Annotated in this window: 39 protein-coding genes; 13 read left to right on the plus strand and 26 right to left on the minus strand. The window is 64.6% G+C overall.

Translation table 11 applies throughout. The features are described 5' to 3' along the window. The first annotated feature begins 89 nt into the window (after positions 1-89). The gene (locus KBY57_RS10385; protein ID WP_254995778.1) at positions 90-392 is read left to right on the plus strand and encodes a hypothetical protein; all 303 of its coding nucleotides are present in this window, start codon (positions 90-92) and stop codon (positions 390-392) included. A gap of 273 nt (positions 393-665) precedes the next feature. Beyond that, on the plus strand, positions 666-1667 hold the full coding sequence (locus tag KBY57_RS10390; protein WP_254995779.1) for an STAS-like domain-containing protein: 1002 nt from the start codon (positions 666-668) through the stop codon (positions 1665-1667). A gap of 131 nt (positions 1668-1798) precedes the next feature. Here the strand turns inward: KBY57_RS10390 and KBY57_RS10395 are convergent, their stop codons facing one another. Further along, positions 1799-2548 (minus strand): hypothetical protein, encoded by a 750-nt coding sequence (locus tag KBY57_RS10395; RefSeq protein ID WP_254995780.1) that lies wholly within the window; start codon positions 2546-2548, stop codon positions 1799-1801. Between the two features lie 192 nt (positions 2549-2740). On the opposite strand from KBY57_RS10395, the gene KBY57_RS10400 reads away from it, so the two are divergent. Continuing rightward, positions 2741-4969: an ATP-binding protein gene (locus KBY57_RS10400; protein ID WP_254995781.1), complete on the plus strand. Its 2229-nt coding sequence runs from the start codon at positions 2741-2743 to the stop codon at positions 4967-4969. Positions 4970-5021: 52 nt separating this feature from the next. On the opposite strand, the gene KBY57_RS10405 is transcribed toward KBY57_RS10400, so the two are convergent. From KBY57_RS10405 to KBY57_RS10465, 13 genes are all read right to left on the minus strand, one after another. Beyond that, entirely contained in the window at positions 5022-5360 is a 339-nt protein-coding gene (locus KBY57_RS10405) for a DUF86 domain-containing protein (protein WP_254995782.1), read from the minus strand. After that, positions 5357-5647: a nucleotidyltransferase family protein gene (locus KBY57_RS10410; RefSeq protein WP_254995783.1), complete on the minus strand. Its 291-nt coding sequence runs from the start codon at positions 5645-5647 to the stop codon at positions 5357-5359. The genes KBY57_RS10405 and KBY57_RS10410 overlap by 4 nt, the downstream gene beginning before the upstream one ends. Positions 5648-5722: 75 nt before the next feature. Next, positions 5723-6151: an EamA family transporter gene (locus tag KBY57_RS10415; protein ID WP_254995785.1), complete on the minus strand. Its 429-nt coding sequence runs from the start codon at positions 6149-6151 to the stop codon at positions 5723-5725. 190 nt (positions 6152-6341) lie between these two features. Beyond that, positions 6342-6569, minus strand: coding sequence for a Nif11-like leader peptide family natural product precursor (locus KBY57_RS10420; RefSeq protein ID WP_254995786.1), 228 nt, complete (start codon positions 6567-6569; stop codon positions 6342-6344). A 128-nt stretch (positions 6570-6697) separates the two neighbouring features. Further along, entirely contained in the window at positions 6698-7141 is a 444-nt protein-coding gene (locus KBY57_RS10425; RefSeq protein WP_254995787.1) for a hypothetical protein, read from the minus strand. A 108-nt stretch (positions 7142-7249) separates the two neighbouring features. Beyond that, positions 7250-7795: a hypothetical protein gene (locus KBY57_RS10430; protein ID WP_254995892.1), complete on the minus strand. Its 546-nt coding sequence runs from the start codon at positions 7793-7795 to the stop codon at positions 7250-7252. 60 nt (positions 7796-7855) lie between these two features. After that, the gene (locus KBY57_RS10435; protein WP_254995893.1) at positions 7856-8602 is read right to left on the minus strand and encodes a hypothetical protein; all 747 of its coding nucleotides are present in this window, start codon (positions 8600-8602) and stop codon (positions 7856-7858) included. 426 nt (positions 8603-9028) lie between these two features. Next, complete coding sequence (locus KBY57_RS10440; RefSeq protein ID WP_254995788.1) at positions 9029-9823, minus strand: hypothetical protein; 795 nt, start codon at positions 9821-9823, stop codon at positions 9029-9031. A gap of 13 nt (positions 9824-9836) precedes the next feature. After that, entirely contained in the window at positions 9837-10376 is a 540-nt protein-coding gene (locus KBY57_RS10445) for a hypothetical protein (protein ID WP_254995790.1), read from the minus strand. A gap of 5 nt (positions 10377-10381) precedes the next feature. Then, positions 10382-10819 carry a hypothetical protein gene (locus KBY57_RS10450; protein WP_254995791.1) on the minus strand — a complete coding sequence of 146 codons (438 nt, stop codon included), beginning with the start codon at positions 10817-10819 and terminating at the stop codon, positions 10382-10384. Positions 10820-10830: 11 nt separating this feature from the next. Beyond that, positions 10831-11766, minus strand: a complete 936-nt coding sequence (locus tag KBY57_RS10455; protein WP_254995793.1) for a major capsid protein — start codon at positions 11764-11766, stop codon at positions 10831-10833. Between the two features lie 58 nt (positions 11767-11824). Beyond that, positions 11825-12094 (minus strand): Txe/YoeB family addiction module toxin, encoded by a 270-nt coding sequence (locus KBY57_RS10460; RefSeq protein ID WP_254995794.1) that lies wholly within the window; start codon positions 12092-12094, stop codon positions 11825-11827. Continuing rightward, positions 12081-12356, minus strand: coding sequence for a type II toxin-antitoxin system Phd/YefM family antitoxin (locus KBY57_RS10465; protein ID WP_254995795.1), 276 nt, complete (start codon positions 12354-12356; stop codon positions 12081-12083). The genes KBY57_RS10460 and KBY57_RS10465 overlap by 14 nt, the downstream gene beginning before the upstream one ends. An 84-nt stretch (positions 12357-12440) precedes the next feature. Here KBY57_RS10465 and KBY57_RS10470 point away from each other — a divergent pair, with 84 nt between their 5' ends. The 6 genes from KBY57_RS10470 to KBY57_RS10495 all read left to right on the plus strand — a co-directional run bounded on the left by KBY57_RS10470 (position 12441) and on the right by KBY57_RS10495 (position 14873). Beyond that, positions 12441-13184, plus strand: a complete 744-nt coding sequence (locus KBY57_RS10470) for a C39 family peptidase (RefSeq protein WP_254995796.1) — start codon at positions 12441-12443, stop codon at positions 13182-13184. A gap of 33 nt (positions 13185-13217) precedes the next feature. Beyond that, positions 13218-13505 carry a hypothetical protein gene (locus tag KBY57_RS10475; RefSeq protein WP_254995797.1) on the plus strand — a complete coding sequence of 96 codons (288 nt, stop codon included), beginning with the start codon at positions 13218-13220 and terminating at the stop codon, positions 13503-13505. 182 nt (positions 13506-13687) lie between these two features. Then, positions 13688-13966, plus strand: coding sequence for a cupin domain-containing protein (locus KBY57_RS10480; protein ID WP_254995798.1), 279 nt, complete (start codon positions 13688-13690; stop codon positions 13964-13966). Between the two features lie 37 nt (positions 13967-14003). Next, positions 14004-14267, plus strand: a complete 264-nt coding sequence (locus tag KBY57_RS10485; RefSeq protein ID WP_254995799.1) for a hypothetical protein — start codon at positions 14004-14006, stop codon at positions 14265-14267. A gap of 19 nt (positions 14268-14286) precedes the next feature. After that, positions 14287-14502, plus strand: coding sequence for a DUF433 domain-containing protein (locus KBY57_RS10490; RefSeq protein ID WP_254928830.1), 216 nt, complete (start codon positions 14287-14289; stop codon positions 14500-14502). Further along, complete coding sequence (locus tag KBY57_RS10495; RefSeq protein WP_254995800.1) at positions 14499-14873, plus strand: DUF5615 family PIN-like protein; 375 nt, start codon at positions 14499-14501, stop codon at positions 14871-14873. The genes KBY57_RS10490 and KBY57_RS10495 overlap by 4 nt, the downstream gene beginning before the upstream one ends. Before the next feature lie 22 nt (positions 14874-14895). Here the strand turns inward: KBY57_RS10495 and KBY57_RS10500 are convergent, their stop codons facing one another. Together KBY57_RS10500 and KBY57_RS10505 are read right to left on the minus strand one after the other, a co-directional pair. Further along, positions 14896-15132, minus strand: coding sequence for a chlorophyll a/b-binding protein (locus tag KBY57_RS10500; RefSeq protein ID WP_254995802.1), 237 nt, complete (start codon positions 15130-15132; stop codon positions 14896-14898). Positions 15133-15364: 232 nt separating this feature from the next. Beyond that, a complete protein-coding gene (locus tag KBY57_RS10505; protein WP_254995803.1) occupies positions 15365-15508 on the minus strand; it encodes a chlorophyll a/b-binding protein in 144 nt (47 codons plus the stop codon). A 388-nt stretch (positions 15509-15896) separates the two neighbouring features. On the opposite strand from KBY57_RS10505, the gene KBY57_RS10510 reads away from it, so the two are divergent. Beyond that, positions 15897-16112 (plus strand): hypothetical protein, encoded by a 216-nt coding sequence (locus KBY57_RS10510; protein WP_254995804.1) that lies wholly within the window; start codon positions 15897-15899, stop codon positions 16110-16112. A gap of 60 nt (positions 16113-16172) precedes the next feature. Here the strand turns inward: KBY57_RS10510 and KBY57_RS10515 are convergent, their stop codons facing one another. The 9 genes from KBY57_RS10515 to KBY57_RS10555 all read right to left on the minus strand — a co-directional run bounded on the left by KBY57_RS10515 (position 16173) and on the right by KBY57_RS10555 (position 21862). Further along, positions 16173-16556, minus strand: coding sequence for a HEPN domain-containing protein (locus KBY57_RS10515; protein WP_254995805.1), 384 nt, complete (start codon positions 16554-16556; stop codon positions 16173-16175). Next, on the minus strand, positions 16543-16893 hold the full coding sequence (locus tag KBY57_RS10520; RefSeq protein WP_254995807.1) for a nucleotidyltransferase domain-containing protein: 351 nt from the start codon (positions 16891-16893) through the stop codon (positions 16543-16545). The genes KBY57_RS10515 and KBY57_RS10520 overlap by 14 nt, the downstream gene beginning before the upstream one ends. Positions 16894-17129: 236 nt before the next feature. Beyond that, positions 17130-17411: a hypothetical protein gene (locus tag KBY57_RS10525; protein ID WP_254995808.1), complete on the minus strand. Its 282-nt coding sequence runs from the start codon at positions 17409-17411 to the stop codon at positions 17130-17132. Between the two features lie 17 nt (positions 17412-17428). After that, entirely contained in the window at positions 17429-18292 is an 864-nt protein-coding gene (locus KBY57_RS10530) for a hypothetical protein (RefSeq protein ID WP_254995809.1), read from the minus strand. A gap of 81 nt (positions 18293-18373) precedes the next feature. After that, positions 18374-18748: a DUF86 domain-containing protein gene (locus KBY57_RS10535; RefSeq protein WP_254995810.1), complete on the minus strand. Its 375-nt coding sequence runs from the start codon at positions 18746-18748 to the stop codon at positions 18374-18376. Next, positions 18745-19062, minus strand: a complete 318-nt coding sequence (locus KBY57_RS10540; protein ID WP_254995811.1) for a nucleotidyltransferase family protein — start codon at positions 19060-19062, stop codon at positions 18745-18747. Before KBY57_RS10540 ends, KBY57_RS10535 begins: the two co-directional genes overlap by 4 nt. A 264-nt stretch (positions 19063-19326) precedes the next feature. After that, positions 19327-19890, minus strand: a complete 564-nt coding sequence (locus tag KBY57_RS10545) for a hypothetical protein (protein ID WP_254995813.1) — start codon at positions 19888-19890, stop codon at positions 19327-19329. Further along, on the minus strand, positions 19890-20414 hold the full coding sequence (locus KBY57_RS10550; RefSeq protein ID WP_254995815.1) for a hypothetical protein: 525 nt from the start codon (positions 20412-20414) through the stop codon (positions 19890-19892). The genes KBY57_RS10545 and KBY57_RS10550 overlap by 1 nt, the downstream gene beginning before the upstream one ends. 5 nt (positions 20415-20419) lie before the next feature. Next, positions 20420-21862: a DUF4055 domain-containing protein gene (locus tag KBY57_RS10555; protein ID WP_254995817.1), complete on the minus strand. Its 1443-nt coding sequence runs from the start codon at positions 21860-21862 to the stop codon at positions 20420-20422. A gap of 207 nt (positions 21863-22069) precedes the next feature. On the opposite strand from KBY57_RS10555, the gene KBY57_RS10560 reads away from it, so the two are divergent. The 3 genes from KBY57_RS10560 to KBY57_RS10570 all read left to right on the plus strand — a co-directional run bounded on the left by KBY57_RS10560 (position 22070) and on the right by KBY57_RS10570 (position 23373). Beyond that, positions 22070-22372, plus strand: a complete 303-nt coding sequence (locus KBY57_RS10560; RefSeq protein WP_254995818.1) for a type II toxin-antitoxin system RelE/ParE family toxin — start codon at positions 22070-22072, stop codon at positions 22370-22372. Then, positions 22372-22680, plus strand: a complete 309-nt coding sequence (locus KBY57_RS10565; protein WP_254995819.1) for an addiction module antidote protein — start codon at positions 22372-22374, stop codon at positions 22678-22680. The genes KBY57_RS10560 and KBY57_RS10565 overlap by 1 nt, the downstream gene beginning before the upstream one ends. A 162-nt stretch (positions 22681-22842) precedes the next feature. Continuing rightward, on the plus strand, positions 22843-23373 hold the full coding sequence (locus tag KBY57_RS10570; RefSeq protein WP_254995820.1) for a DUF6155 family protein: 531 nt from the start codon (positions 22843-22845) through the stop codon (positions 23371-23373). A gap of 26 nt (positions 23374-23399) precedes the next feature. Here the strand turns inward: KBY57_RS10570 and KBY57_RS10575 are convergent, their stop codons facing one another. Next, positions 23400-23813, minus strand: a complete 414-nt coding sequence (locus KBY57_RS10575) for a sigma factor (protein WP_254995821.1) — start codon at positions 23811-23813, stop codon at positions 23400-23402. Positions 23814-23851: the final 38 nt, after the last annotated feature.

The following is a 23851-nucleotide window of genomic DNA, read 5'->3' on the forward strand; positions in this document are numbered from 1 at the left end:
CTCCGGCCCTCTCCAGTTTGAGGCCCTCCTGGCGTCGGGCCTCCGCTGGGATCGGTCCCATCGCTGCGCCGCACCTGGCGCCGAAAGTCATGGCCATCCGATTCCCTGAATCTGCCTTCTGCCGTCCGGAGGAAGATCCGTTCCTGCTGCTCGAATCCACGCTCCGCTCGATCGAGGTGGTGCTGATGCTGCGGCGCGATCTGCCGCTGCGCCGCACCTGGATCGAGCAGCCCTATGGAGAAGAGGAGATCACCCTCCTGGAAGAAGAGGTGCTGCCCGCCATCCGCCAGTGCCTGGCGCGGGTGGATGCCCTCGATGAGCGGCTGCTGGCCCAGCAGGAGTTGCTGCGGCGCTGCACGCTGGAAGCTGAGCGCAGGCCATTGCTGGTCTGATCGGCACATGCGGCCGGTAGCAGCGGCTGCCGGCTGCTTTGCACGATCCAGCCATCGAGCTGCTCGGTGGTCATCAGCCGTCTAGCTCCGTCTCACTGCACCAGCCAACGGTCGCTGGCCATCCCTCCCCAGAACGCTGACAGGGACTTGAGCTTGCCTGGGCTGTCAGCCAGCGGAGGTTGACAATGATGTTGACAATGCAGCCCTGTCAGGTTGACAATCGGGCATCTATCGAGTGGTGTCTTGCCAGCGATTCGAGGTCGTGGAGAGGAGGTGCGCACCTTCATCGTCGCCAATGTGACCAAGCACCCCACGGACATCGTCCGCCGTGCGGCGGAGAAGTTCGACTGTTCCCGTCAGGCCATCCATCGCCACATTCAACGCCTGTTGGAAGTAGGGGCGCTGATCGAATCCGGCAAGACCCGCAGCCGCACCTATGCGCTGGCCCAGCTCAGCTCCTGGCAGCAGCACTACGAAGTGGCCTCCAGTGGCGATGAGGGTGATATCTGGATGCGGGACGTCCGCCCGCAACTCGAGCCCTTGGCCACCAACGTGATGGGCATCTGGCAGTACGGCTTTACGGAGATGTTCAACAACGCGCTGGATCATGCCCAGGCCAGGAGCATCGCGGTGGCCGTCACCAAGACAGCAGCCACTTCGGAGGTGAGCATCCGTGATGACGGTGTTGGCATCTTCCACAAGATCCAAGCAGCTCTTGGCCTTCTGGATGAACGCCATGCCGTGTTGGAGCTGGCCAAGGGTAAATTCACCACTGATCCACAGCGCCATTCCGGAGAAGGCATCTTCTTCAGCTCGCGCATGTTCGATTGTTTTTCGATCACATCGGGCTCTGTGAGCTTCAGTCATCAGGCCAAAGCCCCTGAAGACTGGATTCTCGAAACCGACGCTAGCGGTGGCACCGCCGTCAGGATGGAACTCGGCAATCACACGTCGCGCTCCGTCAACAAGGTCTTCAAACAGTTCACCACTGGTGATGACTTTGGTTTCACGAAGACCGTTGTGCCCGTTCGTCTAGCTCAATACGGCGATGACAATCTTGTGTCGAGGTCGCAGGCCAAGCGCCTGATCGCCCGATTTGAAAAATTTAGAACTGTGGTGCTCGACTTCAAAGGTGTCGCCTTGATCGGCCAGGCTTTTGCCGATGAAGTGTTACGTGTCTTCCCCCTCGCCCATCCAGAAGTCGAGCTTGTACCCCTCAACGCCAACAAGGAAGTAAGCCAGATGATTGCTCATGTTTTAGAGGCCTCCAGGTGAAGAGCATGGTCATTCGATGCGAGGTGCTGGTTGCGGTCCAAGTTCTTGTCATCAACGCATCAGTGGCCTGATGCGGCGGCGGTTGAGCTGATCAGGACTTCACGACCGGTGACAGCCGCCGCTCGCGTGGATCAAGCCAGCCAACCAGAGGTCCTCTCTTCCATCCGTTGCCGCAGCGTCTGCGTCAGCTCCTGAATGGCAGAGCACTCCAGCAGGGCGCTGGGCACCAGCAGATCGAGCTGCTCCCAAAGCGGCTCCCAGGCCGGCACCGCCGTGAGCTGGGCCTGCTGCCAGGGCGGCTGGAGCAGCAGCTCGGCCGGCACCGGCAACAACACATCGCCCTGCTCCAGCTGAGTGATCCACTCGATGGAACTAGTGCTGGCGCAACTCATCAGCGGCGCCAGCTGCATGTCCTCCAGCGCCTGATGCAGCTCCATGGCCGCTGCTTGCGGCGGTGCCAATAGCCGTAAAGGGGGAATGGAATGACGATGGCCCCCGGCGGCTTGGGGCTTGCAGACCAGCACCAGGGGGCGACGGCCCAGATCCACACACGCAAGTGATCCCGCCAGCAGCTGGTTCGCCCCCTTTGAGCCCTGCAAGGCCTTCTCACCCTGCCCCGTCTGCAGCAGCACGGCGTCCACGGTTCCGCAACGCACCAGCTCGGCCCATTGCCGGGGGCTGCGCCAGGCCTGCGGCAGCTCAGCCCGATCGCCCAATCCCGTCAGCAGGTGCTGGTGGAACAGATCGGTCGCCAGCAGCGCTTGTCCACCGGCAACGCGCCTCCAGCGCTGCGCTGCCTCCAGCTCCGGGCTGCTGCTGGCGAAACCAACCGCGGCACCACCAGGGCGGCCTTCGAGCGAGGTCGGAAAAGGGCGGTGCAAGGACGGGAGCAAGCGACGGGCCCCAAAGGCTCCATCGGCCCCGGCCCCAATTCGCTATTCCCAGAGACAGTGACGAGAACCTGTCCTTTCATCGCAAGTCCTGGAGGCCCTGCACAGCGCAGTAACGCTGAGTGGCTGGCCTGGGAACAACACAGCCATTGGTGGGAATGCTGAGGTCATGCCCGCAGTGCCATGGCCCCAGCTACCCCCTCAGCTCCGATTCGCGCCCACCTGATGATCGGGGCCGCCGCCAGCGGCAAGTCCACCGTTGCCCGCATCCTGGCCCGCTTGATCAGCAGGCCCGACGGGCCACCGGCGCAGATCATCTCCACCCGCGAGCTGCGCATCGAGCTGTTTGGCGATCGCGGCGTCTTTGGCCCCTGGTCCCAGCTGGAAGCCGTGATGAACGAGCGCATCGCCGCCGCTCTCAGTGCTGGAGCCCCGGTGATCGTCAATGCCACCCACGCGCGTCGCCCCTGGCGTCTGGCCACTACCCAGGTCCTGGAGTTGCCGCTGCCAGTGGAGTGGATCGGCTGGTGGGTCAACACGCCCCTGGAGCTGGGCCTGCAGTGGAACCAGTGCCGCAGCAGCCATCAGGTGCCCGACACCGTGATCCGCGAGCAGTGGGCAGCCCTGGCCAACACCCCCTTCTCCCCCAGCCGTTCCGAGGGCTTTGCCGCCATCGTCGCCGTCGAGCTGGGCCATGTCTCGGATCTGGAGCCCCACCTCGCCGCCGAGCTCGAACGGCTGGAGGGCCGCATCCGCCGCGCCCGGAATAGCGAGAGCCGATACCAGTTGCACGGCTACTCGCGGTTGCTGGATTTCGAGCGGTTGCTGTTTCTGATCCAGCTGCTCAGCCGCCATCCCGAGCTCACCGCCAACGATCCGCTCACCGGCCATGCGCTGGAGGCCCTGATCACGCCCCTGCCATCCGGGGGCCTGGCCGAGCGCGCCGCCGCTTACCTGGCCCGGCTGCATGGTCCCTGCTACGGCGATGCCGCTGCCATCGATGCCGATCTCAACTGGTTGCAAGAGCAGGGCTTCTGCTCCCAGCAGCCCGCTGCCGGCAGCAGCGATCCAGGCCCGCAGCGGCGCGTCGTCGAGCCCCCGCCCTGGCCTGCAGGCCCCACCACCGCCGGCAGATCAGGGGTGAGCAGCGGCTGGGCCAGCGTTGCGGATCGGGCCACCTTCTGCCGGGTGATGACCCTGCTGCGCCACATCCTTCACAGTCCGCTGGATCACAACCCGCTGCTGCCGGTGCATGAGCACCTGGCGCAGCAGCTGGTCGAACGCTCCGGTGATCCCGAGCTCTGGCAGAAGCGGCGGGTGCATCAAGACATCACCAATGTCCTCACGCCCTACGGCTTCCGCAGCGCCAATGACCATCGCCGCTGCGGTTATGCCCTCGGGGCCTCCCTGCTCTCCATTCCCCGGTTGGTGGAGGTGCTGGCGCTGATGCGCGCCAATGCTGATCACCTAGGTGATCCCACTGGCCAGGACATCTGTCAGGAGCTCAGCGAGCGCCTGCTCTGGAGCGGCGTTGCCATCGACGCCATCACGCCGCTGCGCAGCTACTTCAACCGGGCGCTCGCCTCGGCCGCAACGCCCCAGCAGGCCAGCCTGCTCAATGCCCAACAGGCGGAACGGCTGGTGGCCGCGATCCAGAAACACCAGCGGGTGGTGCTGGCACCTGTCCTGCAAGGCGATCACCGCAGTGCTGTTGCAGGCCTACCCCTACAGGTATGGCCGCTGCAGCTGATCTTCCACACCGATGCCTGGTTCCTGCTCTACGAAACCGATGCCGTCGGTCACGCCAGTGGCCTGCTGGGTTGCCGTCCCATCGAGCAGCTGGTCCTGCAGACAATCGAGCGGGGCAGCAGCCGGAGCAGCGCCGAGCATGGTCGGGCTCTGCAGCGGGCTCAACTGCTGCAGGAGCACTGCGCCAGCCTTGATTTCGGCGACGATCCCGCCGCCCAGCTGGCGCTCTGCAACGCCACAGCCGAGCAGCGCCAGGCCCTGCTCGTCACCGTGAAGCTGCACGCCACCGCCCCGGCCTTCTCGGTGATCCGCCGCCAGATCAAGCGCTTCCCCGCAGGCGCCCTGCGCCTCTCCAAGCCGGCGCCGGGTGATCTCTGGTGGCCGTCCTCTGCCGCCCACGTGCTGCGTTGCGATCCAGGTAAGTCCGTTCTGGGCAGCAGCCATCCCTACCCGGTGGAGATCGACCTGCCGCCCTGGTCTGTGGCGCGGGATCCCGAGCTGCGCCGCTGGCTCTTCAGCTTTGGCGGCGGCATCCGCATCGACGCTCCCCTGGCCCTGCAGCAGGAGCACAGGCAGTGGCTCAAGGCTGGCCTGGCGGCCTATCCGCAGCGACGGCCGCGGAAGAAGACGGTGCGCCAACAACCCGCGATTGCCCTCATCTGAGAACGCCTCCCCTCGATGCTCAAAAGCACTTCGCCTGCAGGCACGAGCAATCTCAGCTCTCGGGGGTGTCAACCATCGCAGCGATCTGCTCCCTCAACCCGCGGAACTGGCGATAGGCCTCCCACACCTCTTCCAGGTCCACCCGGTCATAGGCGTGGATCAACAGGTCTCGCATGCCGGCCATTGCCCGCCACGGGACCTCGGGATGGCGGTCGCGGAAGTCCTGGCTCAGGCGCTTGGTTGCTTCACCGATCACCTCCAGACAGCGCACCAGCGCATCCTGCAGATAGTCGGTCTCTTCCAGGGTCTGCAGATTGGTGATCGGAAAACCCAGGGCCCGATCCAGTACCCCCAGGATGTCTCCGAGAGCCTCATGGTCGCGCTCGCTCATCCCAGCGCGACGGCTTCTGTTTCCACCCGTTGCCGCAAGGACGGCTTGAGGTTGCGGCGGCGAATCAGATCCACCTTCTGTTGCAGCAGGTCCTCCAGCTCGAGCTTCAGGGCGGAGTGATCAAGCAGGCTGGTGCCCTGGGGCAGGTCCACCAGCAGATCCACATCGCTGCCGGCACGGGCCTGGTCACGCGCCACCGACCCGAATACAGCCAGGTTGCTGGCTCCGTACTGGGCCAGCAGAGCATCGATCTGAGGTGCGAGGGCCTTGAGTTCAGCGAGTTGCATCGGGCTCCTCAAGCCTGAGGTCACTGTATCCAGTCTCTTCCGGAAAGGCTCCCCCGCTGCCACAACCCCCCTTGGCTAGACCCAAGCCACCAAAGCGGCACCGGCAGCCATCAACACAACCCCGAGCCAGGCCTTGATGTCCAGCGGCTCGCCCAGAAACACCAAGGCCAAGACCGCGATCAAGACGACACTGAGCTTGTCGAGTGCCGCCACCCCGGCCACCGGTCCGAGCTGCAGGGCGCGGCTGTAGCAGAACCAGGACACACCGGTCGCCAGGCCGGAGAGGGTCAGCGCCGTAAGGCTGGCAGCCGGCAAGTGGCTCAGCTCCTGCCAGTCGAGCCGGCCGTTGGCCAGCAGCACCAGGCCGAGCACAACCGCCACAGCCACGGTGCGAAACAAGGTGGCCAGCCCCGCATCCACCCCCTGCACGCCCACCTTGATCAGCAGCGCCGTTACGGCTGCTGAGAGCGCCGCCGCTGTGGCCCACAGCTGCCAGTTCTGCACGGTGCGCCTTGCTTTGAGGAGGGGGAAGTCAAAGCTAGAAGCTTGTCGTTGGGCGACGTTCCAACCAACAAACCTCCTTTTGGTAGAGCCATGCCAGGGGGGAGCAGGTCTCACGCGCTCAGCAAGGTGAAACCTGGACTGCGGCTCTGAACCGTTCTGCTGAGGGGCCGCTGGCCTGGCTGCAGGGAGTTCAGCTGCCGCCTGCTGCCCATCGATCAGCACCACCGGCTCCATTGGCTGCAGGAGCGTTGTGGTGCTCCAACCAGGCGTTGTGCAGGTCGCTTTTGGTCACTCGATAGCCCAGCTGGCGTGCGGTGCGGAGCAGCTCCTGGCGGCTGCGGCACTGGCTGAGCGTCTGCTGGAGCTCCTGGTTGTTTTCTGCATCAGCAACCAGCCGCTCCAGATCAGACCAGCTCATCGGCTCAACCCTCTGCTGCAACCAACCTGGCGCGCTCTGGCGCGTGATGCCAGGTTCCCCGCAGCACATTGGCGCACATTGCGGCACATGGGTGCCCGTTGGAGAAGCTGTCTGTCCTCAGCAAGGCCTCAGCTCGCAGCCATGAGGGCGGCCACCTCGGCCTTGAGGACTGCCAGCTCGTCAAGGACGGCGGTCAGTCGGCTATCGACATAGCCCTTGTTCGCCAGATCACTGGTTGCAGTGGGCAAACCAGCAGCAGCAGGCAGCGACCCAAAGGTCACCTGACCGGTGCTGTTCTCAATCCGCCAGGCCGTGCGAGAAGAGGGCAGCTGGCAGCGAAAGAAGGTCCCGTCGTAGTACAGGTAGACGTCCCGGCCATTGAAGGTGGAAACGCTGCCGCTGTTGGCCCAGCGCAGCGGGCCGTTCATCACATCACCGGCCTTTTTGACGTAGGTGGTGGCCATGGCCGCACTGAGCACGCCATCGGTCGTGATGGACAACCCGGCACCCACCTTGATGCCGCCCAGCAGCGTGGCCGTCGCCACAGGCAGGACGTAGGGGGAGGACGGCACAAACACCCTCCCATCGCTGCCCAGCCTGGCACTGTTGCCAGCATCGGCCGACACCGCTGTTGGGCCAGCCGGGCCCTGCAGGTTGCCAGCAAATGACCAGCCCACCACTCAGCTCAGCGTGTAGACATCACCGCTGTCCTTGTCCAGATACAGGTCGCCAGGAATCGAGCCGGGGATGTCCGCGGCCGGAGCACCGCTGCCGTTGAACCAGCCCGTGCCGCGCAGACCCTGCACGCCAGCCGGGCCGTCGATTCCCTGAATGCCCTGGGGGCCAATCTCTCCTTGCAGGCCTTGAGGGCCTTGCGGACCCTCGATGCCCTGGGGGCCCTGGATGGAGCCGCCATTCACCCAGCTGCTGCTGGCCTCGTCGTAGACCCAGAAGGAGTCATCGGCCTGCACGATGTAGGCATCGCCCTGGGCCGCGTCACCCGGCAGCTCCGTTTCTGTCGCCACCTGGCCTTTAAAGGTGATGCCCAGACCCGCAGCACCCTGGATGCCCTGCTGGCCCTGGGGACCTTCTGGCCCCACAACGCCCTGCTCGCCTTGGATGCCCTGGGCGCCGTCGGCGCCGGCAGGACCGGCCGGGCCATCTACACCCTGCAGACCCTGAATGCCCTGTGGTCCCTTGAGGGAGCCGGCCGCCACCCAAGCCATGGTTCAGCGGGCCAGCAGCCCGGTGTGTTCTCAGCAGCTATTGCCGAGGCTCTCCATGCGCTACAGGTCCTGGTAAGGGATTTTGCGGAAGGCGCGCACCGGCGATTCAAAGATCTGGGGCATCCAGGACGCCAAGCAGGTGTTCATGGTCAGCACCCAGGCATCACGGCCGTCCTTCTCAGTGGACGTCCAGTGGACGTTCGGGAAGAAATGTTCACCACCACCGTCCTGGAAGAGCGGGTTGGTCGTTTGAGCAGGGTTCGAGGGGGTGTGGACATTGTCCCGCCGCGGGACTGCGTAGGGATTGATTCCATCTCCGTAAGCAGGATCCGATGCGTTTGGATCAGTGGTTGGCTTGAGCCATTCGTAGGCAATCTCCAGTTCGTAGCGTGCCGGCATGTACCAGTCGTCGTAGCCGTTGATGGTCAAGTCGGCGCAGAAACGGGCGGCGGGGTGATCACCATTCGCCGCCAGCCATGCCGTGTTGGCTGCACCATCAAATGAGCTGGTTGCACCGCCGGTGGCTGTTGCCCCAACCCTGTAGGTCAAGTTGGTGGCTTGCGGATAGGTCTGGCCGCCATTGGTGGCACCGCCAGAAGCACCAGAAGCGCGTGGGGCCACGATCAGGGCATGGGTGGGATTGCCATCTGCCGTGTGGCTGATCAGCCCGGCAAAGAAGCCACCACCCAAGGGAGCACCAAAAGCCGGCACAGCAGGCTCTACCCCGAGATTCACCCAGATCCCCTGATCCGCCACGTAGCACTGGGGTGTGCCGTCCTGCACGCGGAAGTCGCTGTAGCCCGGCATCCCCGCCGCTCCCGGCGGTCCTGCTGGCCCCAGGTCTCCAGCAGGACCCCTTGGGCCCGAGGGACCCTGCGCTCCGGTGATGTTCTGCGTCTTGACCCAGGCCATCGATCAACCCTCAGGGTCTACAGAGCGCGGCTCGAGCGCTGGATCGATCACAAACTCACCCAGCGCACCTACCGGTGCGACCTCACCTGATGCATCGGAACTGGACCTGGTGCCAGCAACGCTGAGGTTCGCCCAACGCCCCTCCGCCGCCAGAAAGAACTGGGGCACCCCTGCTTCCACGCGAAATTCGGTGTTGCAGGCGGCTCCAGCCGGCCCCGGTTCACCCGCCGGTCCGGTGGCCCCCGCTGGGCCCATCTCCCCAGCCGGTCCGGGCGCCCCTTGCGGCCCGATGAGGTTTTGCGTCTTGCTCCAGGGCATCCCTCAGCTCTCCAGCACGTAGAAGGCGCCGCTGATCCCATCGAGGTAGTAGTCACCGGGCTCAGCACCGGTGACGGTCACTGGTGGTCCATCACCGTTGAACCAGCGACTGCCATCACCACTGCCGCCGGGCGGGATGGCCCAGCTGCCATCGGCCCGCAGGAAGCTGGTGGTGCTGCCATCAGAAGGCGGCACACCACCGGCGGCACTGCCGCCAGCCCAGGTCTGCAGGCTCCACTGCTGGGAGCTGCTGCCGTCGTAGGGGGCACCACTTAGGCCGGTGCCAGGAATCAATGGCAGCAGAGTTCCTGGCCCTGCGCCGCCACCATCGGGTGGGGGCGTGATCTCAGGTTTCCAGATCAAACAACCGCCCAGGCTCACCAACAAGGAAGCACTGGCGCCGCTGCCCGTGAGTTCGGCATGGATTGTGTAGTCCCTCCGGCTGGCGTAGCCGTGCCGCAACCGGGCGTTGCCATCGCCGCCCACCGGCCATGGCAGGGTCTCGGCCGTGCCATCACCCCAGTCCACCGTCACTGCATTGGGTGGTGTGTGGCGTGGGTTGAGCAGCAGCTCGATTGGAATCAGGCCGCCGGACTCCATGCCGGCGGGCTGCCAGCTCAGCTCGAGGTCCGCCGCGGGGATCGGCGCACGGCAGAAACCCAGCTGCTCCCAGCGCTGCACCTCATTGGGCGGCACCCAGACGGGGTGGCCCGGGCAACCCAAAGGGGGCAGCAGGCGGATCAGCTGGACGCTGATGCCGCTGCTGCTGATGGCTGGGGTGCGCAAGCTCAGCGACATGCGGTGCTCCTCCTCAGATCAGGGGGTCATCCAGATCCAGTAGCCCATCCGCCAGAGGCTCATCGTTCAATGGAGCGGACTGGAGCTCCAGAGCAGTGGCCTGCTCCACCAGCTCCGCCTTGGTCTGGCTGCCATCGAGGTCAACCCCATAGACGCTTGAGCAGTGCTCAAGGATCTGGGCCTTGGTCATCGCCTGGAAATCTGTGCCCGCTGGGAGCGGTTCGGGCTCCATCAGATCCGTTGCAGGGCTGGGGTCGCTCTCCTCCACTGCAGGTGATGTCTGCACGTCCAGCTCTGCCAGCTCCGCTTCTGGGTCTGGGACCAGGTCTGGGTCTGGAGGCAAATCTGGGTCGGGTTCTGGTTCCAGCTCCGGCTCAGGAAGCCGTGGTTCGGGCGCTGGCAGATCGGCAGCCGGTTGCAGCTGCCAGCCCAGGCTCTGCCAGCCGCCCAGATGCACCGGCCAGATGAAGCGATGGCGGCCATCCTGCGTGATCCGCACCATCCCCTCAGGAATGGCGGGGTCTGCCAGGTCATGCCGAAGAAAACTCGTCATGACGCTCAGGCGGGGATAGTGGCGGTCAGCCCCACGTGCATCCCCTCCGGTGTGGCGGGGGAGACGAGCGCCTTGGCAAAACACACCGCCGGCAGGTCCACATCCGCCAGATCCGCCGCATTGAGCTGGAGGTCACGGCCGCTGAGGAAGGCCTCCACCCGGCCGCCTTCTGCCGGCAGGGCGACGGTGGCAGCGCTGATCCAGCTTCCGGTGGTGCCATCACGCAGCACCGGGGCCAGCTGCAGCTCCACCTCCACCGGGCTATCTGCGCCGGGGTGGGACACCACCAGCGAGAAGCGCGATGCCGCATCGAGCTTGGTGTTCAGCAGCACCTCTTCTCCTGAGAGGAAGGTGTGCTCGTGGTTGCGAATGGCGCTGCGGTTGGTCCAGCCCACCAGGGTGGTCTCCGCATCCAGCAACGGGTTGCCGTTTCCGTAGGTCATGGTTGCTCTCCTCAGGCTCCAGCGGGGGTGATGTTGAACAGACGGCCGCTTGCACGCGGATGCAGCACGGCAAAGCCCACGTACCAATCGACGCGGGTGCGGAACACCGGGGCATCGGGCACCTCGCCCAGATCCCGCACCGAAATCCCATAGCGGCCCTGGAAGGGGCCCTGCAGTCCGGTGACGCCCTGATCGCCAAAGGTGCAGCAGTAGATCGAGCTGGTGCCGCCCGCCTCGTCGTAACCCATCACCTCGACGCCCTGGGCATCGCGGTCCACCGTGAGGATGTCGCAGTCCTGGTAGCGGTGCACCGTCATCCCGTAGGAGTTGGTGCTGGTCTGGTACACCCCACCGCCCATGGTGCTGCGTGCCAAGGCATTGAGCTGGCGGCGCATCGCCTTGCTCATTACCAGCACCTTGCTGCCGCCGTAGGCATTCACCGAATCGATCAGCTCATCGAGGCGATCGAAATCGAGCGGAGCACCAGCCACTCCGGCACCTGCGCTGTTGTCGATCGCCATGGCGTCACCGGGCGGCAGGCGCTTGCTCAGCCCGTCAAATGCACGCGGGTTGGCGGCGGTGTCGCCGTTGATCACGGTCGCCTCCAGGGTGAGGCGCATCGAGCGCACCTTCATCTCGATCTGGCTGGCGCGGGCTTCTGGGCCCATCAGGTCCACGATCGAGCGGTCCACATCCACGTCACCGCCAAAGAGGTGCACCGCTTCTGCGCGCTGGTCCACCACGCCGTAGCTCTGGGTGTAGCCCTCATTGACAGCCCGGAAGCCGACCGAGGGCAGTTCCTGCTCAGCGGAATAGAACAGGCCGCTGCCGGCGATGTTCATGAACGGCAGCCGGGCGAGCAACTCGCCTTCTGAGAAGGTCTTGAGCACAGCTAAGTGCTCAAGGCGGTTCTCGTATTTGGCTGCCTCGATCAGGGTGAGGCCCATGGCACAGGGGGCAGCGCCCCAGGGAGGTCAGGGGCTATTGCCGAGCTGGGCCGATGGCTCAGCGGTAGTGATAACGGCAGGCCAGGATCACGAGCGTGGCTCCATCCAGCCGGTAGACAAGACGATGCTCGTCATCGATGCGGCGTGACCAGCAGCCCGAGAGGTTTTCACGCAGCGGTTCAGGCTTGCCAATCCCCACAAACGCGTCCCGCAGGCAGGCCTGGATCAACTGGTTGATGCGTCGCAGCTGTTTGCGGTCCTGGCCCTGCCAATAGAGGTAGTCCTCCCAGGCAGCAGGAGTCCACGCCAGCCGCTCAGCTGCCGGCATCGATCAGATCGGCATCGAGCAGGGAATGCTCCTGCAGCTCGCCAGCTTCTGCCTGCTCCAGGGATCGCTGCAGGTGGGCGGCATTGGCAGGAGAGCGGAGCAGATAGACCGTCTCCATAAGGCTGTTGTAGGTGTCCAGCGACATCACCACAGCGCCCTGGGCGTGGCGCCGGGTGATGAGCGTCACATCAGCGTCGTCGGCCACGCGATCGAGCACCGCCCTGAAACTCTCGCGGGCCTCCGAAAAACTGACGACCTGCATCGCACTCGTCCAACTCGTTGTACAACAGCATAAGGCGAGCGAGATGCCCTGGCGCGGCAACAGCAGATGTCTGCCCTGTTGTTCATGTCCGCATCTCCGACTGCCACTCCTGCCGCCCAGACGCCGTTCAGCGCTGAGCGCTGGCGCCAGTTTTGGGATGCCTGGAAAGCCGAGCCCCAGCAGCTCGAGGGGATCGAGCAGCTGCGCCAGGCCGTCATCTCTGCTGACCCGGCGCTGCTGACGGAATCGGCCCCCTGGCGGCTGACGTTCTCCTCGACCCCACCGGCTCCCCCAGCCCCGGCGTATGCCAATCCCCTGCCGGTCGCCTGGGAGAACCAGAACGACAACGCCTCAGGCACTGGCTACCGGGAGTGCTTCTCCAGCAGCTGCGCCATGCTCGCCCGCTACTGGGGCAAGGTTTCCAGCGACGACGAGTACAACGCCATCCGCGCCCAGTACGGCGACAGCACCTCAGCAGAAGCCCAGCTCTCGGCGTTGCGCTCCCTGGGGCTGACGGCGAACTTCGCGACCAACGGGGATCGCCAGACCCTGGAAGAGCAGATCAACCTGGGCCGGCCGGTGGCCGTGGGCTGGCTGCACCACGGCCCCGTCTCAACGCCTTCTGGTGGCGGTCACTGGAGCGTGGTGATCGGTTTCACCGAGTCGGTCGCCATCCACAACGACCCCAATGGAGAAGCCGATCTGGTCGCTGGCGACTACACAAGCAACACCAATGGCGCCGGCCAGCACTACAGCTGGAAGAACTGGCAGCCCCGCTGGGAAGCCGATGGCACCAGCACCGGCTGGCTGCTCACCTGCCATCCCTGAGCAGCAGGAGGGCAGAACCACAGGAGCAGGTCTATGAGCGATGCACTGGAGCCAGCACCGTTAGCCCCGCGGGGATCCAAGCCGCCGTTTGATCGCGAGCGCTTTGTCTTCAAGACGCTGGCGGTGGTGATCGGCACCCAGCTGCTGATCTATTCGCTGGCGGCTGGGGTCTGCGCTGAGCGGGCCCTGGGCGGCAGGCCCGTCGGTCAGATCTGCCCCGGCACCCTCGAGAAACTCCAGGGCGGCTTTGATTCCACCCTCAACCTGCTGCTGGCCCTGCTGGGCGGGGCAGCACTCTCCAGGGTGGGGCCGCCCTCATGAGCCAGCTCAGATCCCAGCCTCCCGTCACGGCCTGGGGCGCAGCACCAGTCAGGTAATCAGCAGGATGCTGCCGGTGCTCATCGCCGAGAAGATTCAGTCGGCGTAGGGCGTCCAGGGCATGGCAAGAAGCTGCCAGAGGCAGTCCAGCCGAGAATGGTCCCACTCATCACGGTCAAGCCGCCATGGCCAGCGGGATCAAGGTCACGTCCAATCCGGATCCTGCTCACCTCCAGAGCCTGGGCGTCATGAGCTGGCCCACCTGGGGCTGTGAGGTCAGCACCTTCCCGTGGACCTACGACGAGCAGGAGAGCTGCCTGCTGCTGGAGGGGGATGTCACGGTCACCCCGGATGGCGGCGAACCCGTGCGCTTTGGGGCTGGTGATCTGGTGGTGTTTGACGCCGGACTGAGCTGCACCTGGGATGTGCATGCACCGGTGCGCAAGCACTACCGCTTTGGTTGAGCACTGCCACAACAGTGGGGCCGCCAAAGTGGAGCTGATGCAGGCACCGCACCCACCTTCACCCCGCGAGACCACAGAAGCGATGGTCCGCAACATCGGCCGGGAGATGGCTGAAATCCAGAGGGCCATCGGGCGCTGCCGGGGTGATGCGGTGGCGGAACCTGAGCTGACCGGCACGTGGATGGCTCACCTGCTGATCAGCAGCAAGGAGCTGCTGCACAACCTGCTGATCGACACGGCGCCCAGGCCCAGGCGGATCGAGCCATGGGCGGCGGCTGATCCCAGGGCCCAGACGCCTTGAATCCCCGTAGCCTGAGCCGATGAGCTCTCGCATCACCCACAACCCGGCGCAATGCGGCGGAAAGCCCTGCATCCGCGGGATGCGCATTCGCGTGCGCGACGTCCTTGAGCTCTACGCCGCCGGGATGAGCAGCGAGCAGATCCTGGCTGACTTCCCGGATCTGGAGGCGGAGGACCTCAAAGCGGCTTTGGATTACGCCGCCCGCGAGATCGATCACCCGGTTCTGGTTGGATGAAGCTTTGGCTTGATGCCCAGCTTCCGCCCCTGTTAGCGCGGTGGATCAACGAACAGGGCTGGGGATTGGAGGCCGTGGCTGTGCGCGAACTCGGTCTGCGCGATGCAACCGATCCTGAAATCTTCCAGGCCGCACGCCAGAGCGCTGCCGTGGTGATGACCAAAGATCGGGACTTCATCCACCTGCTCGATGCGCAGGGCCCACCTCCCCATGTCATCTGGCTGCGGACGGGCAACTGCAGCAATGCCGCCTTGCAGCAAGTCCTGGCAACAACCGTGCCACAAGCCATTGACCTGCTGGCCAGTGGAGAGCCATGGGTGGAGATCCGGCCCAGCCAAAACAAAACCCCCGGGCAGAGCCCAGGGGTCTGAGGGCCAAGGTCCTGGGGACGACTCAGAAGCAGAAAGGCAGGAACTGGGTTCGGCAGGCGGCGTAGCCATCCACCAGGGCGCCTAGGCCGATCTGGTGGGCAATGCCCGAGCCGGTGATGGCCTCAGTGACGATGCCGAGCACGATGCCCAGCATGGCGGCGCGGCCGTTGAAGAGCTCAGCGCGCTTGAGCTGATCGAGAAGGATCAGCTGCTCGGCACGGTGTTCGATCCACTTTTCGTTGGCGGGGGTATTGGTCATTGGGGAGGTGTTCAGGGGTGGGCTGAAAGTGAAACCGTCAGTCCGCAAGATCGGGCTGGAGCAGTGCGCCCATGACCCAGGCGCCAAAAAGCACAACGCAGAGGGTGGCGATCATCGAGTCCTCGGGGCAAGGTCGGTAGGGCGACTGAGCACGTAGGTCGTCATGCCACCGAGCACAACGACAAGGGCGATGACGGTGGCAATGGCGGCGGTGTAATCGGTGCTCATGGCTTCAGCCCAGGCCCAGTTGGCCGAGGATGCTCTGGCCGGTGAGCAGCTCGGTGCCGAGGCCGATCACGAAGCCGAGCATGGCCAGGCGACCATTCCAGGTTTCAGCGAAGGCAACGAATCCGAAGCGGGGAGCGGGCTCAGCCATGAGTGTTGCGGCTTGTTGCGCAAACTGTAACGGGACGTTAAGTACCTGACTCGGGCGGGTTCCCGCCTGATTCCGATCTGCAGCAGCGCTGCCTCGCCTTGCCCTGCCATCACTCCAGCCGGCCACCGCACAGCACAGATCTCGGTCAGCCCGCCGCTGCCGCTGCTGAGCAATCGGGTCTGGATACCGCTTAAAGCCACTGCTCTGCCTTTGGCACCACAGCGAGCGGTCAGCAGCACAGGGCGCTAGCGGCTGGGCTGTCTCGAGGGGCCCCAGCACGGTGCCCTGGCGGCTTGGCTCGGCAAGGGCTACGCAAGCGGCGTACCGCCGCCCCTGCCTTCCCCCACGCGCGCCGGGCTGATCGGTTGGGTCCCTCGCGCCCAATCCCATGGCCGCCAGTTCTGCCCCCAGCTGCGAAATCCGCCGCGTGGTGGTTCACTTCTATCCCGCTGGCCTCAAAGGCGGTGCCCATCCCTGCGAGCAGCAGTTCTTTGGCCGCCGCGGCAAGCCCGTCAAAAAGATGCGCTTTGTCCCGGCTGAAAAGGCCTTCTCGATCGCCAAGGCGATGCAAGGCACCAAGGGCTGCACCGTCTCGGTGATCTGAGGCCCCGTTGGGGCCTCACGGCCCCTTTTCGGCACCCACTGGTATCGCCCAGCTGGTGGATCAGCAGCCGCTGCGGACGATCAGCTCGACGTGATCGACCAGCTCCACAGCCCGCTGTTGCCATTTCCTGCGGTCCAACTGCATCGGCTCTGGCTCAGCGTCGTAACGGAACTGGACGGCAAAGGCGGTGAAGGCTTCCAGAGCCAGAAAGGGCTCGATATCTCCGCCCGCATCCGCGACCCGTTCCAGCAAGGCCGTGAGGTTATGGATCAGCGGTGGCTCCTCGCCAAGGCTGAACAACCAGGCCTTCAGGGCCTTTTCCACGGCCTGCTGAATCTGAAAGCCCCAGCTGGATTCATCGATGGACGGGATCTGCAGAACCTCTGCTGCCTTGAGATCGCGGCGAGCAATCCGCAGCAGGGCCTGGGCCTCAGGGTTGGCCATGCAGCAGCCGTCCTTCTCTGTAGGCCCTCGCAATCACGTGGCTGAGCCAATGCCGCCGCTCAGCCACCTGGCTTTGGGAATAGAGCAGGAGGTCAATGGGGATTCTGTGGTGCGCGAGCCGGCGCCAGAGCTTGCCAAGTGTGTCAAAGCGGTTGTGATGCAGCAGCCAGCTGTCGCTGGCGGTGATCAACAGGTCGATGTCGGAATCCGCGCGCGCATCACCCCGGGCGTGGGAGCCAAACAACCGCACTTCAGCGCCAGGAATCTCGTCCCGGATCTCAGCCGCCATCTGCTGCAGCTGGGTTTCGCTGATCGTGGCGGCTGGAGCTGTGGTCATGGCAGTACCTCGACCCTCAGGATGCCGCGGCCTGGTTGAAAAACACAAGTCGCAGCTCCACTGCTCAACGACCCAGCTCTGATGACCACCAGTTCCAGCTCTCCTGCAAGCGCAACCCTCCACCCACGCCCGCCTGGTCGGGGTTGCGGGCTGGCGTCACGGCGTCGCACCGGTAGGTGCGCGCAGAGTGTCAGCACCGGTAGGTGCGCGCAGAGTGTCAGCACCGGTAGGTGCGCTCACAGCCAGTGGCGGTAACGGCTGCGCTGGCGTCTGGCCGCTGTTCGCGATGCAGCAGTGCCGAACTGGGGGCTGCTGCCGTCCTTGCGGCGACGCACCCAGACCCCTTTGCGGATCAAGCGACGGTCGGCCGCATTGGCCTGACGGGCTGAAAGCAGGGTGCCGTAGCCCGCTTTGTGGCGGGCCCGGGCTCTAGTGCGGGCCTGAGCAGCTGTGGCAGCCGGCACCACGGTGGCTGTCGAGCGGCGGCTCCAGAACACCAGGTAGTAGCGGCTGGCCATCGTCTGAACGGCTGTGCTCAGCGGCGTGGGCTGCGGCCGTTGGTGACAAAGCCAGCCCGGTAGAGCTCGCTGGCACTCATCGCCTGGGGGTTGAGCACTTCGCCAAAGGCACCAGCTGCCGCAGGTGCTGCTCCCAGCCCCGGGCTACCGGTCATGGCGCCGCGCTGCTGGAACAGGAAGCCGTACACGGGGTGGATGCGCAGCTGATCGAGGAAGTCAGCGGTGCTCAGGGGCCGGCCGTCATCCCCCAACAACGGCTGGCCCTGACTGTCCAGCGGTTCCAGCACATCGATGCCGTCCTTGCTGGTGGTGAGGCGAAAGCTCTCGCCCAGCTGGCCCTTGAACACCTGAAAAAAGGTGCCGCGCCCATCGCCGCCGGTGCGGCCTTCTGCTTCTGAGAAGGCGCGCTCCAGCAGCCGCTCCTTGCGCAGCTCCTGCACACGCTCATGGGCCGCGTCGCGTTCGGCCGCAACGGCCGCCACCTTGCGGGCAGAAGCCTCTTCCATCTGGCGTTCGCGCAGTTCCACCTGCTGCTCGAGCAGTTGCTTCTGGCGTTCGGCCTGCTGCAGGCGGGCGTACTCCTCGGGATTGATCTCCGAGAAGCGGGTCAGCTGCTGGCGTAGACCCCGCAGTTCTTTCTCCAGGTTGTTGCTGCGCCTGCGTTCGGCCTTGAGGGCATCGCCCAAGCCGCTACTGGGCTGGATCTCGCTGGTGCTGGGCTCTTCCGCATCAGCCAGAGCAATGCCGACTTGGCGATCAGCGGGTGGATAGTCAGCCGTGCTGTTGCTCTCTGGTTCTCCAAGCTCTGGGAGGTGCTGCTCGAGCAGCTCGCTGCTCTCGTCAGTTGTCCTGGGGCTGTTGTGCGCTGCGGTTGTGGCCATGACCCGTCTCGGCTGTCAGTGGGAGCGGCAGCCCATCGCGGCGCTGCCATTCCCTGTTGCCGAGGGGAGAGGCCTGTTGGATCAGGAGCCTTCCTGACTGAGCGTCTCCAGCGAGCGAATGGCAGTCAGAACTCCTGGCAGTGCCTCTTGGCAGATCAGCAGCACCTGCTCGGCATCCAGATCGAAGTACTGATGGGCGATCACATCGCGAAATCCCATGGCGCCCCTCCAATCGATGTCCGGAAAGCTGGCAGCCAGAAGTCCCGGCCGGAGCTTTTCCAGTCGCTTGAGGGCTTCCCCGGCAGCCAAGAACTGCATACAGATCACGTCCAGGAGATCCTGGCCTTCCTCCTGCTCCAGTAGCGCTGGATCGTTCAGTAGTGGCAGCGCCTTGCGTTCGATCCGCTCAAGTGCCTGTCGCAGTGGCGTGAGCAGCAGAAGCAGCTCGCTGCTCACGCGCTGATGCCTTCTTTGAGGATGGACGCCCGCAATGCTGGGTTCATGCGCTCGCGCAGTCGCACCAGGTCGATGGGGCGCTGCAGCAGTTGCTCCAGCTCCTGCTTGAGATGCACCGTGGCAAAGGGTGTGAGCGGGTCGAGCTCCACCCACACATCCACATCACTGCTGGCGGTGGCCTGGTTACGAGCTGTGGAGCCGAACAGGCCGATGCGCTGCAATTGGTAGCGCTCTCGCCATTCGCTCCGGTGCTCTCGCAGGAGGGAGAGGACCTGCTCAAGAGCGAGTGCGGGTTGGGTGCTGCTGCTGGTCATGGAGCCAATTGCACACGGTCAGTATCGACCTGATTTGCGGCAGAGGCAGCACAGCTGAGTTGTGACCTGGAGTGATCACACCCAGGATGCCCGCAGCAATGGATCCAAGCGTGCTGTCCCTCCAGGCCATCCAAGTGGCGATTCAGGGTCTGTCAGCTGAGGAGCGCGCAGAATTCCGTGCCTGGTTGGAAGCATCTGAGGCCGGTATCGGTGCTGAGCAGAGCCAGGGGGCATGCAGAGCTGATGGAGAGCCGTCATCTCCGCTCACTCCCGCCGATTCGGCTTGAGCGTGCCAAACACCCGTTCACCGATCAGCGGCTGCACCAGGGCCCCGATGCCGCCGGAGCCGTAGCTGGCGCCAAACTCCAGCACGCTGAACTGGGTGTGCTGGGCGTAGGGATCCACCGCCGCATCACCGGCCGAGTTGAGCAGGGTCAGATCCCCCAGCCAGATCCAGCCCTCGCAGGGCGCCACGACGGTGAGACCGTTGCTCGCAACGCGGCGACCGTTCTGCTGCCAGCCCAGCTCGCTGCTCAGCCAGATCGCACCAGGGTTGGGCGGTAGTCGGCTGGCCCGGCAGATGGTGCCCTGGTTGGTGAAGTCGCCGGTCTCCACCCCAGGGCCGTTCTCCTTGGCAGAGATGTAGTTGTCGCGCTCAAGGAAGCACTCGAGCACGTGGCTGGCCACCACCGCCGAGGTGGTGTCACCAGGGGTCGCGTTCTGGTGCAGCAGCAGGCGGGCATTGGCATAGGGCTGCAAGGGAGTTGCCCCCCAGACCTGGGCATTGCGAACGTGGCTGCCGCTGGTGAACTGGCGGGGGGAGATCATCAGCCCCGCAGCACGGCTGTCGCTCCAGCCTTCCCTGCGGCAGCGATGCTGAATTGCATCCAGCTGCTCAGGCCCGGCAGAAGCAGTAGCAGCTGCTCGCTGTAGCGCCGGCGCTGACTCAGTAGCGCTGCCGCTGGAGAGGCCGCGGTGGCATAAACGGTCTCGCTCTCTTCCCGCAGCAGAGCTGTGTCGTAGGCGATCACATCCGCCTTTTGCAGTGGAGCGTCACCGGCGGCTGCCACCGAACCAGCGATGGGGCCAGAGCGGCTGGTCTTCTGGATCGCCTGCTCCTGCTCAGGTCCACCGGCCAGGAGTTGCTGGTCAATCAAGGCCACCGCATCCAGCAGCGCGCGAGCACTGAGTACTCCGGCCGGGTGCTGACGCTCCAGATCGGCCATTGCCCGGCCGATGGCATCAAGGCAAGGCACCGTCGCCGGTAGGGCCAGGGCCTGCCGGATGGCTTCCTGGTCGCTCGGTTTCCAGGTGGTCGCACCGATGGGTGCACTCGGGAGTCCTGACTGCATCTGCGTCATGTCGTTGCCGGTGCGATGCCGGCCAGATCCCCCAGCCATTGCCGCAGGGCCTGCTCGCTGATGATTCCCCGCTCCTGCAGCTGCAGCATCTCGGCCACGGTCGGTTGCGGCTTGGGGGCCGGTGCCAGCGGGCTGATCTCCACCAGCAGCGCCGGACCATCGCGCTGCGGCAGGGCTTCACCGGTGAGGGTGCACCAGTGCTCCAGCAGGGAAGAAAACATCGACGCCTTTTGGATCGCCTGGCTCTGCAGCAGCGCATAGGCCTGGGATGCCGCCAGGGAGATCTCAGTGGCGGTGCGCGGTGCACCCTGGGCGCCGGAGGGGATCAGGGCATCACGGCGCATGCCCTGATCCAGCGATTCGAGCCAGGCGCGGTGCTCCGCCAGCGAACGGGCCTGGATCTCCACGAACTGGAAGCTGGCCCCCTCCGGCAGGTCGATCACGCTGTTGGGACCCAGCACCACTGGTTCACCGGCAGAGCCGGTCCCACCCATCGGACCCAGCACTCCGGTGCGCACCCCAACGGGCAGCGCTGTCCGATACAGCAGCTCCTGGTAGTCGCTCTGCCGGCAGAAATGGTTCAGGTACTGGTGCGCCAGCCCCAGGTGCGGCAGCTCACCATTGCCAAAGGCAGAGCCGTGGCTGGCGTACCAGATCGCCGGCAGTGCGCTGAGGCCCAGATACTGGCGTTGCTCGATCACCTGACGCTTCCACCCTGACGGGGCCTGGCGATCTGGGACCAGCTCCTCTGAGGTGAGTTGCATGCCCACGCCGGGCTCCAGCGCCACCGTGCGGTAATGCCAGAGATGGGGAGACATCCCTTTGCGATAGCCACCTGAGGCTTCCAGGCAGGCATCAGGTGCTCCAACGGGCGGATTGGGCAGACGCTCCCGCCAGGTGATCGCATCAGGCAGGGCGTGGTTAGCCGGCAGGTGCCAGTTGAGAACGTCACCCCGCTCCAGCAGCAGCAAGCGAGGCAAGGAGTTCCGATCGCCATTGCGCAGGGCCTGCTGCCTATCGCCCTCGCTGGGCCAGCTATGGCCGGGGGGGATTACCCCGACCAAGGCCGCGCCGTCACGCAGCACCGCCAGATCAGCAGCTTCCAGGAACACCCCCAGGTCGGTGCCGCATCCATCCACATCGCTGATTACCGCCTGCAGCGACGGGGGCAGTTCACGCCAGTGGCTGGAAGCCAGCATCCCGGCAAAGGTGCGCAGTGCATCGCGGAAGAAGCCCGAGGGCAGGGCGGCCTCCAGCCGGCGGCGGTAGGCACTCTCGGGTTCGCGCTCGCCGCGGCTCAGGTAGTGCTCCCTGCGATCTGAGCCACTGGGGTCAGCCAGCAGGTGCCAGCAGTCGGCCACCAGCTCGAGGCGGGGCAGCAGCGCCGCCAGGGATGGATGCAGGAGCCAGGGGATTGGACCAGTGGCCAGCGACAGCAAAAAAGATCAGCAGCTGCTGGCTATTGCCGGCGGCTGCAATGCACCATCGGCCAGGGTGGTTTTGCTGGAGCGGCTGCTGTGATCGTGTATCCGGCTGAACAGGTGGTTATCGGACTCGACCATTCAGCGCTTGAAGGAACAGGCAGGAGGGGACTTGCAGCGGCCTAGCCGCTTGCCGATGCGTAGCCACACGGCTACAGTGGGTCTGTGGTTGAAGTTCGGCAGACAGAGCGGTTCGCTCGATGGCTCGAGGATCTGCGTGATCTCAGGGCTAGGGCGCGTGTGCAAGCCAGGATTGAGCGTCTCATTGGCGGCAATCCTGGTGACATCAGGCCTGTTGGAAGTGGCGTCTCTGAATTACGGATCAACTACGGCCCTGGATACAGGGTTTATTTCCAGCAGAAGGGCTCCACATTGATCATTCTCTTGGCCGGTGGCGACAAGGCATCTCAACCACGAGACATTGATGAAGCACTGTCGCTGGCTCGCCAGATCAAGGAGAACGGTTGATGGAGATCAAGACCCTGCCTTACGACGTCGCTGAGACACTCAGAACCCCCGACGAAATGGCGGCCTACCTCGAGGCATGCATTGAAGAAGCTGATGGCGATGCGGCCTTCATTGCCAAGGCTCTTGGCGATATAGCCCGTGCCCAGGGCATGACACAGATTGCACGCCAAACAGGGCTCTCACGCGAAAGCCTGTACAAGGCGCTATCTGGTGATCGCAGCCCTAGTTTTGACACTGTGCTCAAGGTGATCGCTGCGCTTGGGTTGAAGCTCAGCGCCGGTGTTCAGGAGAAGGCTGAGGTGGCCTGAGTTCAACTAGGCCAGCCAGAGTCTGCGATGTTTGTCTGTTGAGCGGGCCCTTCTAACGCGCCACTCGAGTGGACAGGAATTGACAAGTTCCGACTAGATGCAGAATTCTTTCCCACCCACCGGCAGTATGGCAACCATATTTAAGTCTCGACTAGCCTCAAGATGCCTAAGCAGACATGGTCAGCCGTTAAATCAGCGGTTATCAAGCTCAGCCACGACGAACTGCTCAGTCTTGTTGCTGAGCTCTATCGACTCTCCAAGCAGAACCAGACCTTTCTTCATGCCCGCTTCGCGGATGCAGAGGCTGCCATGGATGAGTGCAAGGTGGTTGTCGCCGATTGTCTGTATCCAGATGTGCAACGCAATCGTCCACTGCAAGTCGCCAAAGCCAAGAAGGTCGTTGCCGATTTCTGCAAAGCAGTTGCCAACCCAATCGCCCAAGCAGATCTGATGTTGGTCTTTCTGGAGCAGGGCAATGCCTTCACGGTGGAGTTCGGCGATGTTGATGCGGGCTTCTACAACGCCTTGATCACAATGGCCAGCCGGGCTGCTGAGACCATTTGCGTCCTGCCCCAGGAATTGCAGCAGCCCTTCAGGGATCGTTTCGCTGAGGTCGTGCAGTCTTCATCCGGCATCGGCTGGGGCTATCACGATGAACTTGTCGAGATCTACGGAGCTGCTTTTCCTGATTGAAATTATTGGCCCCTCGGCAGCGGCCATCACTCCAAGACTCCTTCTGTCTGACTGATCGCCATCGCCACCACCCGCACCGAGCAGGCCGCTGCGATCTCGGCCCAGCGCTCTGGCGTGAGCCCGAGCAGCTGCGGCACCTGGGCTGGATTTATCCCCTGCCGCAGCAGCTTTTGGCCTCGGGCATGCAGCTCGCGCCAGCGGCCCGGCACCGAAATCAGAAACCCTTTGTCGCGCAGGTAGTGGGTGATCTCGCCATTCACGTAGGGCCTGGCGTAGGCAATGAAGTTGGAGCAGCTGCGGTTCACCCGCTGGCTGTCGTACCGGCGTGAGGCCTTGATCAGCCCGATCGCTGCCAGCTGCTCCAGGTCTTCTTTGGGGTGGCCAGTGCGGCGGGCGTAGTTGGCCGCCACGCGAGCAGCAAAGGGCAGGTGCTCGACCACCAGAGCATCAGCAGCGGCATGGGGCGAACGGCAGCGAT

The organism is Cyanobium sp. Aljojuca 7D2 (assembly GCF_024346415.1).
GTDB lineage: Bacteria > Cyanobacteriota > Cyanobacteriia > PCC-6307 > Cyanobiaceae > Cyanobium_A.

Coding starts and splice junctions, on each gene's coding strand:
- KBY57_RS10400 (WP_254995781.1), top strand. CDS start 2,741: ATGGCCCCAGCTACCCCCTCAGCTCCGATTCGCGCCCACCTGATGATC.
- KBY57_RS10455 (WP_254995793.1), bottom strand. CDS start 11,766: ATGGGCCTCACCCTGATCGAGGCAGCCAAATACGAGAACCGCCTTGAG.
- KBY57_RS10430 (WP_254995892.1), bottom strand. CDS start 7,795: ATGGCTTGGGTGGCGGCCGGCTCCCTCAAGGGACCACAGGGCATTCAG.
- KBY57_RS10545 (WP_254995813.1), bottom strand. CDS start 19,890: ATGATCTCCCCCCGCCAGTTCACCAGCGGCAGCCACGTTCGCAATGCC.
- KBY57_RS10520 (WP_254995807.1), bottom strand. CDS start 16,893: ATGACCACAGCTCCAGCCGCCACGATCAGCGAAACCCAGCTGCAGCAG.
- KBY57_RS10440 (WP_254995788.1), bottom strand. CDS start 9,823: ATGTCGCTGAGCTTGCGCACCCCAGCCATCAGCAGCAGCGGCATCAGC.
- KBY57_RS10495 (WP_254995800.1), top strand. CDS start 14,499: ATGAAGCTTTGGCTTGATGCCCAGCTTCCGCCCCTGTTAGCGCGGTGG.
- KBY57_RS10405 (WP_254995782.1), bottom strand. CDS start 5,360: ATGAGCGAGCGCGACCATGAGGCTCTCGGAGACATCCTGGGGGTACTG.
- KBY57_RS10480 (WP_254995798.1), top strand. CDS start 13,688: ATGGCCAGCGGGATCAAGGTCACGTCCAATCCGGATCCTGCTCACCTC.
- KBY57_RS10465 (WP_254995795.1), bottom strand. CDS start 12,356: ATGCAGGTCGTCAGTTTTTCGGAGGCCCGCGAGAGTTTCAGGGCGGTG.
- KBY57_RS10515 (WP_254995805.1), bottom strand. CDS start 16,556: ATGGCCAACCCTGAGGCCCAGGCCCTGCTGCGGATTGCTCGCCGCGAT.
- KBY57_RS10460 (WP_254995794.1), bottom strand. CDS start 12,094: ATGCCGGCAGCTGAGCGGCTGGCGTGGACTCCTGCTGCCTGGGAGGAC.
- KBY57_RS10530 (WP_254995809.1), bottom strand. CDS start 18,292: ATGGCCACAACCGCAGCGCACAACAGCCCCAGGACAACTGACGAGAGC.
- KBY57_RS10435 (WP_254995893.1), bottom strand. CDS start 8,602: ATGCCGGGCTACAGCGACTTCCGCGTGCAGGACGGCACACCCCAGTGC.
- KBY57_RS10540 (WP_254995811.1), bottom strand. CDS start 19,062: ATGACCAGCAGCAGCACCCAACCCGCACTCGCTCTTGAGCAGGTCCTC.
- KBY57_RS10445 (WP_254995790.1), bottom strand. CDS start 10,376: ATGACGAGTTTTCTTCGGCATGACCTGGCAGACCCCGCCATTCCTGAG.
- KBY57_RS10565 (WP_254995819.1), top strand. CDS start 22,372: ATGGAGATCAAGACCCTGCCTTACGACGTCGCTGAGACACTCAGAACC.
- KBY57_RS10550 (WP_254995815.1), bottom strand. CDS start 20,414: ATGCAGTCAGGACTCCCGAGTGCACCCATCGGTGCGACCACCTGGAAA.
- KBY57_RS10500 (WP_254995802.1), bottom strand. CDS start 15,132: ATGACCAATACCCCCGCCAACGAAAAGTGGATCGAACACCGTGCCGAG.
- KBY57_RS10490 (WP_254928830.1), top strand. CDS start 14,287: ATGAGCTCTCGCATCACCCACAACCCGGCGCAATGCGGCGGAAAGCCC.
- KBY57_RS10525 (WP_254995808.1), bottom strand. CDS start 17,411: ATGGCCAGCCGCTACTACCTGGTGTTCTGGAGCCGCCGCTCGACAGCC.
- KBY57_RS10420 (WP_254995786.1), bottom strand. CDS start 6,569: ATGAGCTGGTCTGATCTGGAGCGGCTGGTTGCTGATGCAGAAAACAAC.
- KBY57_RS10505 (WP_254995803.1), bottom strand. CDS start 15,508: ATGGCTGAGCCCGCTCCCCGCTTCGGATTCGTTGCCTTCGCTGAAACC.
- KBY57_RS10470 (WP_254995796.1), top strand. CDS start 12,441: ATGTCCGCATCTCCGACTGCCACTCCTGCCGCCCAGACGCCGTTCAGC.
- KBY57_RS10510 (WP_254995804.1), top strand. CDS start 15,897: ATGGCCGCCAGTTCTGCCCCCAGCTGCGAAATCCGCCGCGTGGTGGTT.
- KBY57_RS10410 (WP_254995783.1), bottom strand. CDS start 5,647: ATGCAACTCGCTGAACTCAAGGCCCTCGCACCTCAGATCGATGCTCTG.
- KBY57_RS10475 (WP_254995797.1), top strand. CDS start 13,218: ATGAGCGATGCACTGGAGCCAGCACCGTTAGCCCCGCGGGGATCCAAG.
- KBY57_RS10570 (WP_254995820.1), top strand. CDS start 22,843: ATGCCTAAGCAGACATGGTCAGCCGTTAAATCAGCGGTTATCAAGCTC.
- KBY57_RS10450 (WP_254995791.1), bottom strand. CDS start 10,819: ATGACCTACGGAAACGGCAACCCGTTGCTGGATGCGGAGACCACCCTG.
- KBY57_RS10385 (WP_254995778.1), top strand. CDS start 90: ATGGCCATCCGATTCCCTGAATCTGCCTTCTGCCGTCCGGAGGAAGAT.
- KBY57_RS10485 (WP_254995799.1), top strand. CDS start 14,004: ATGCAGGCACCGCACCCACCTTCACCCCGCGAGACCACAGAAGCGATG.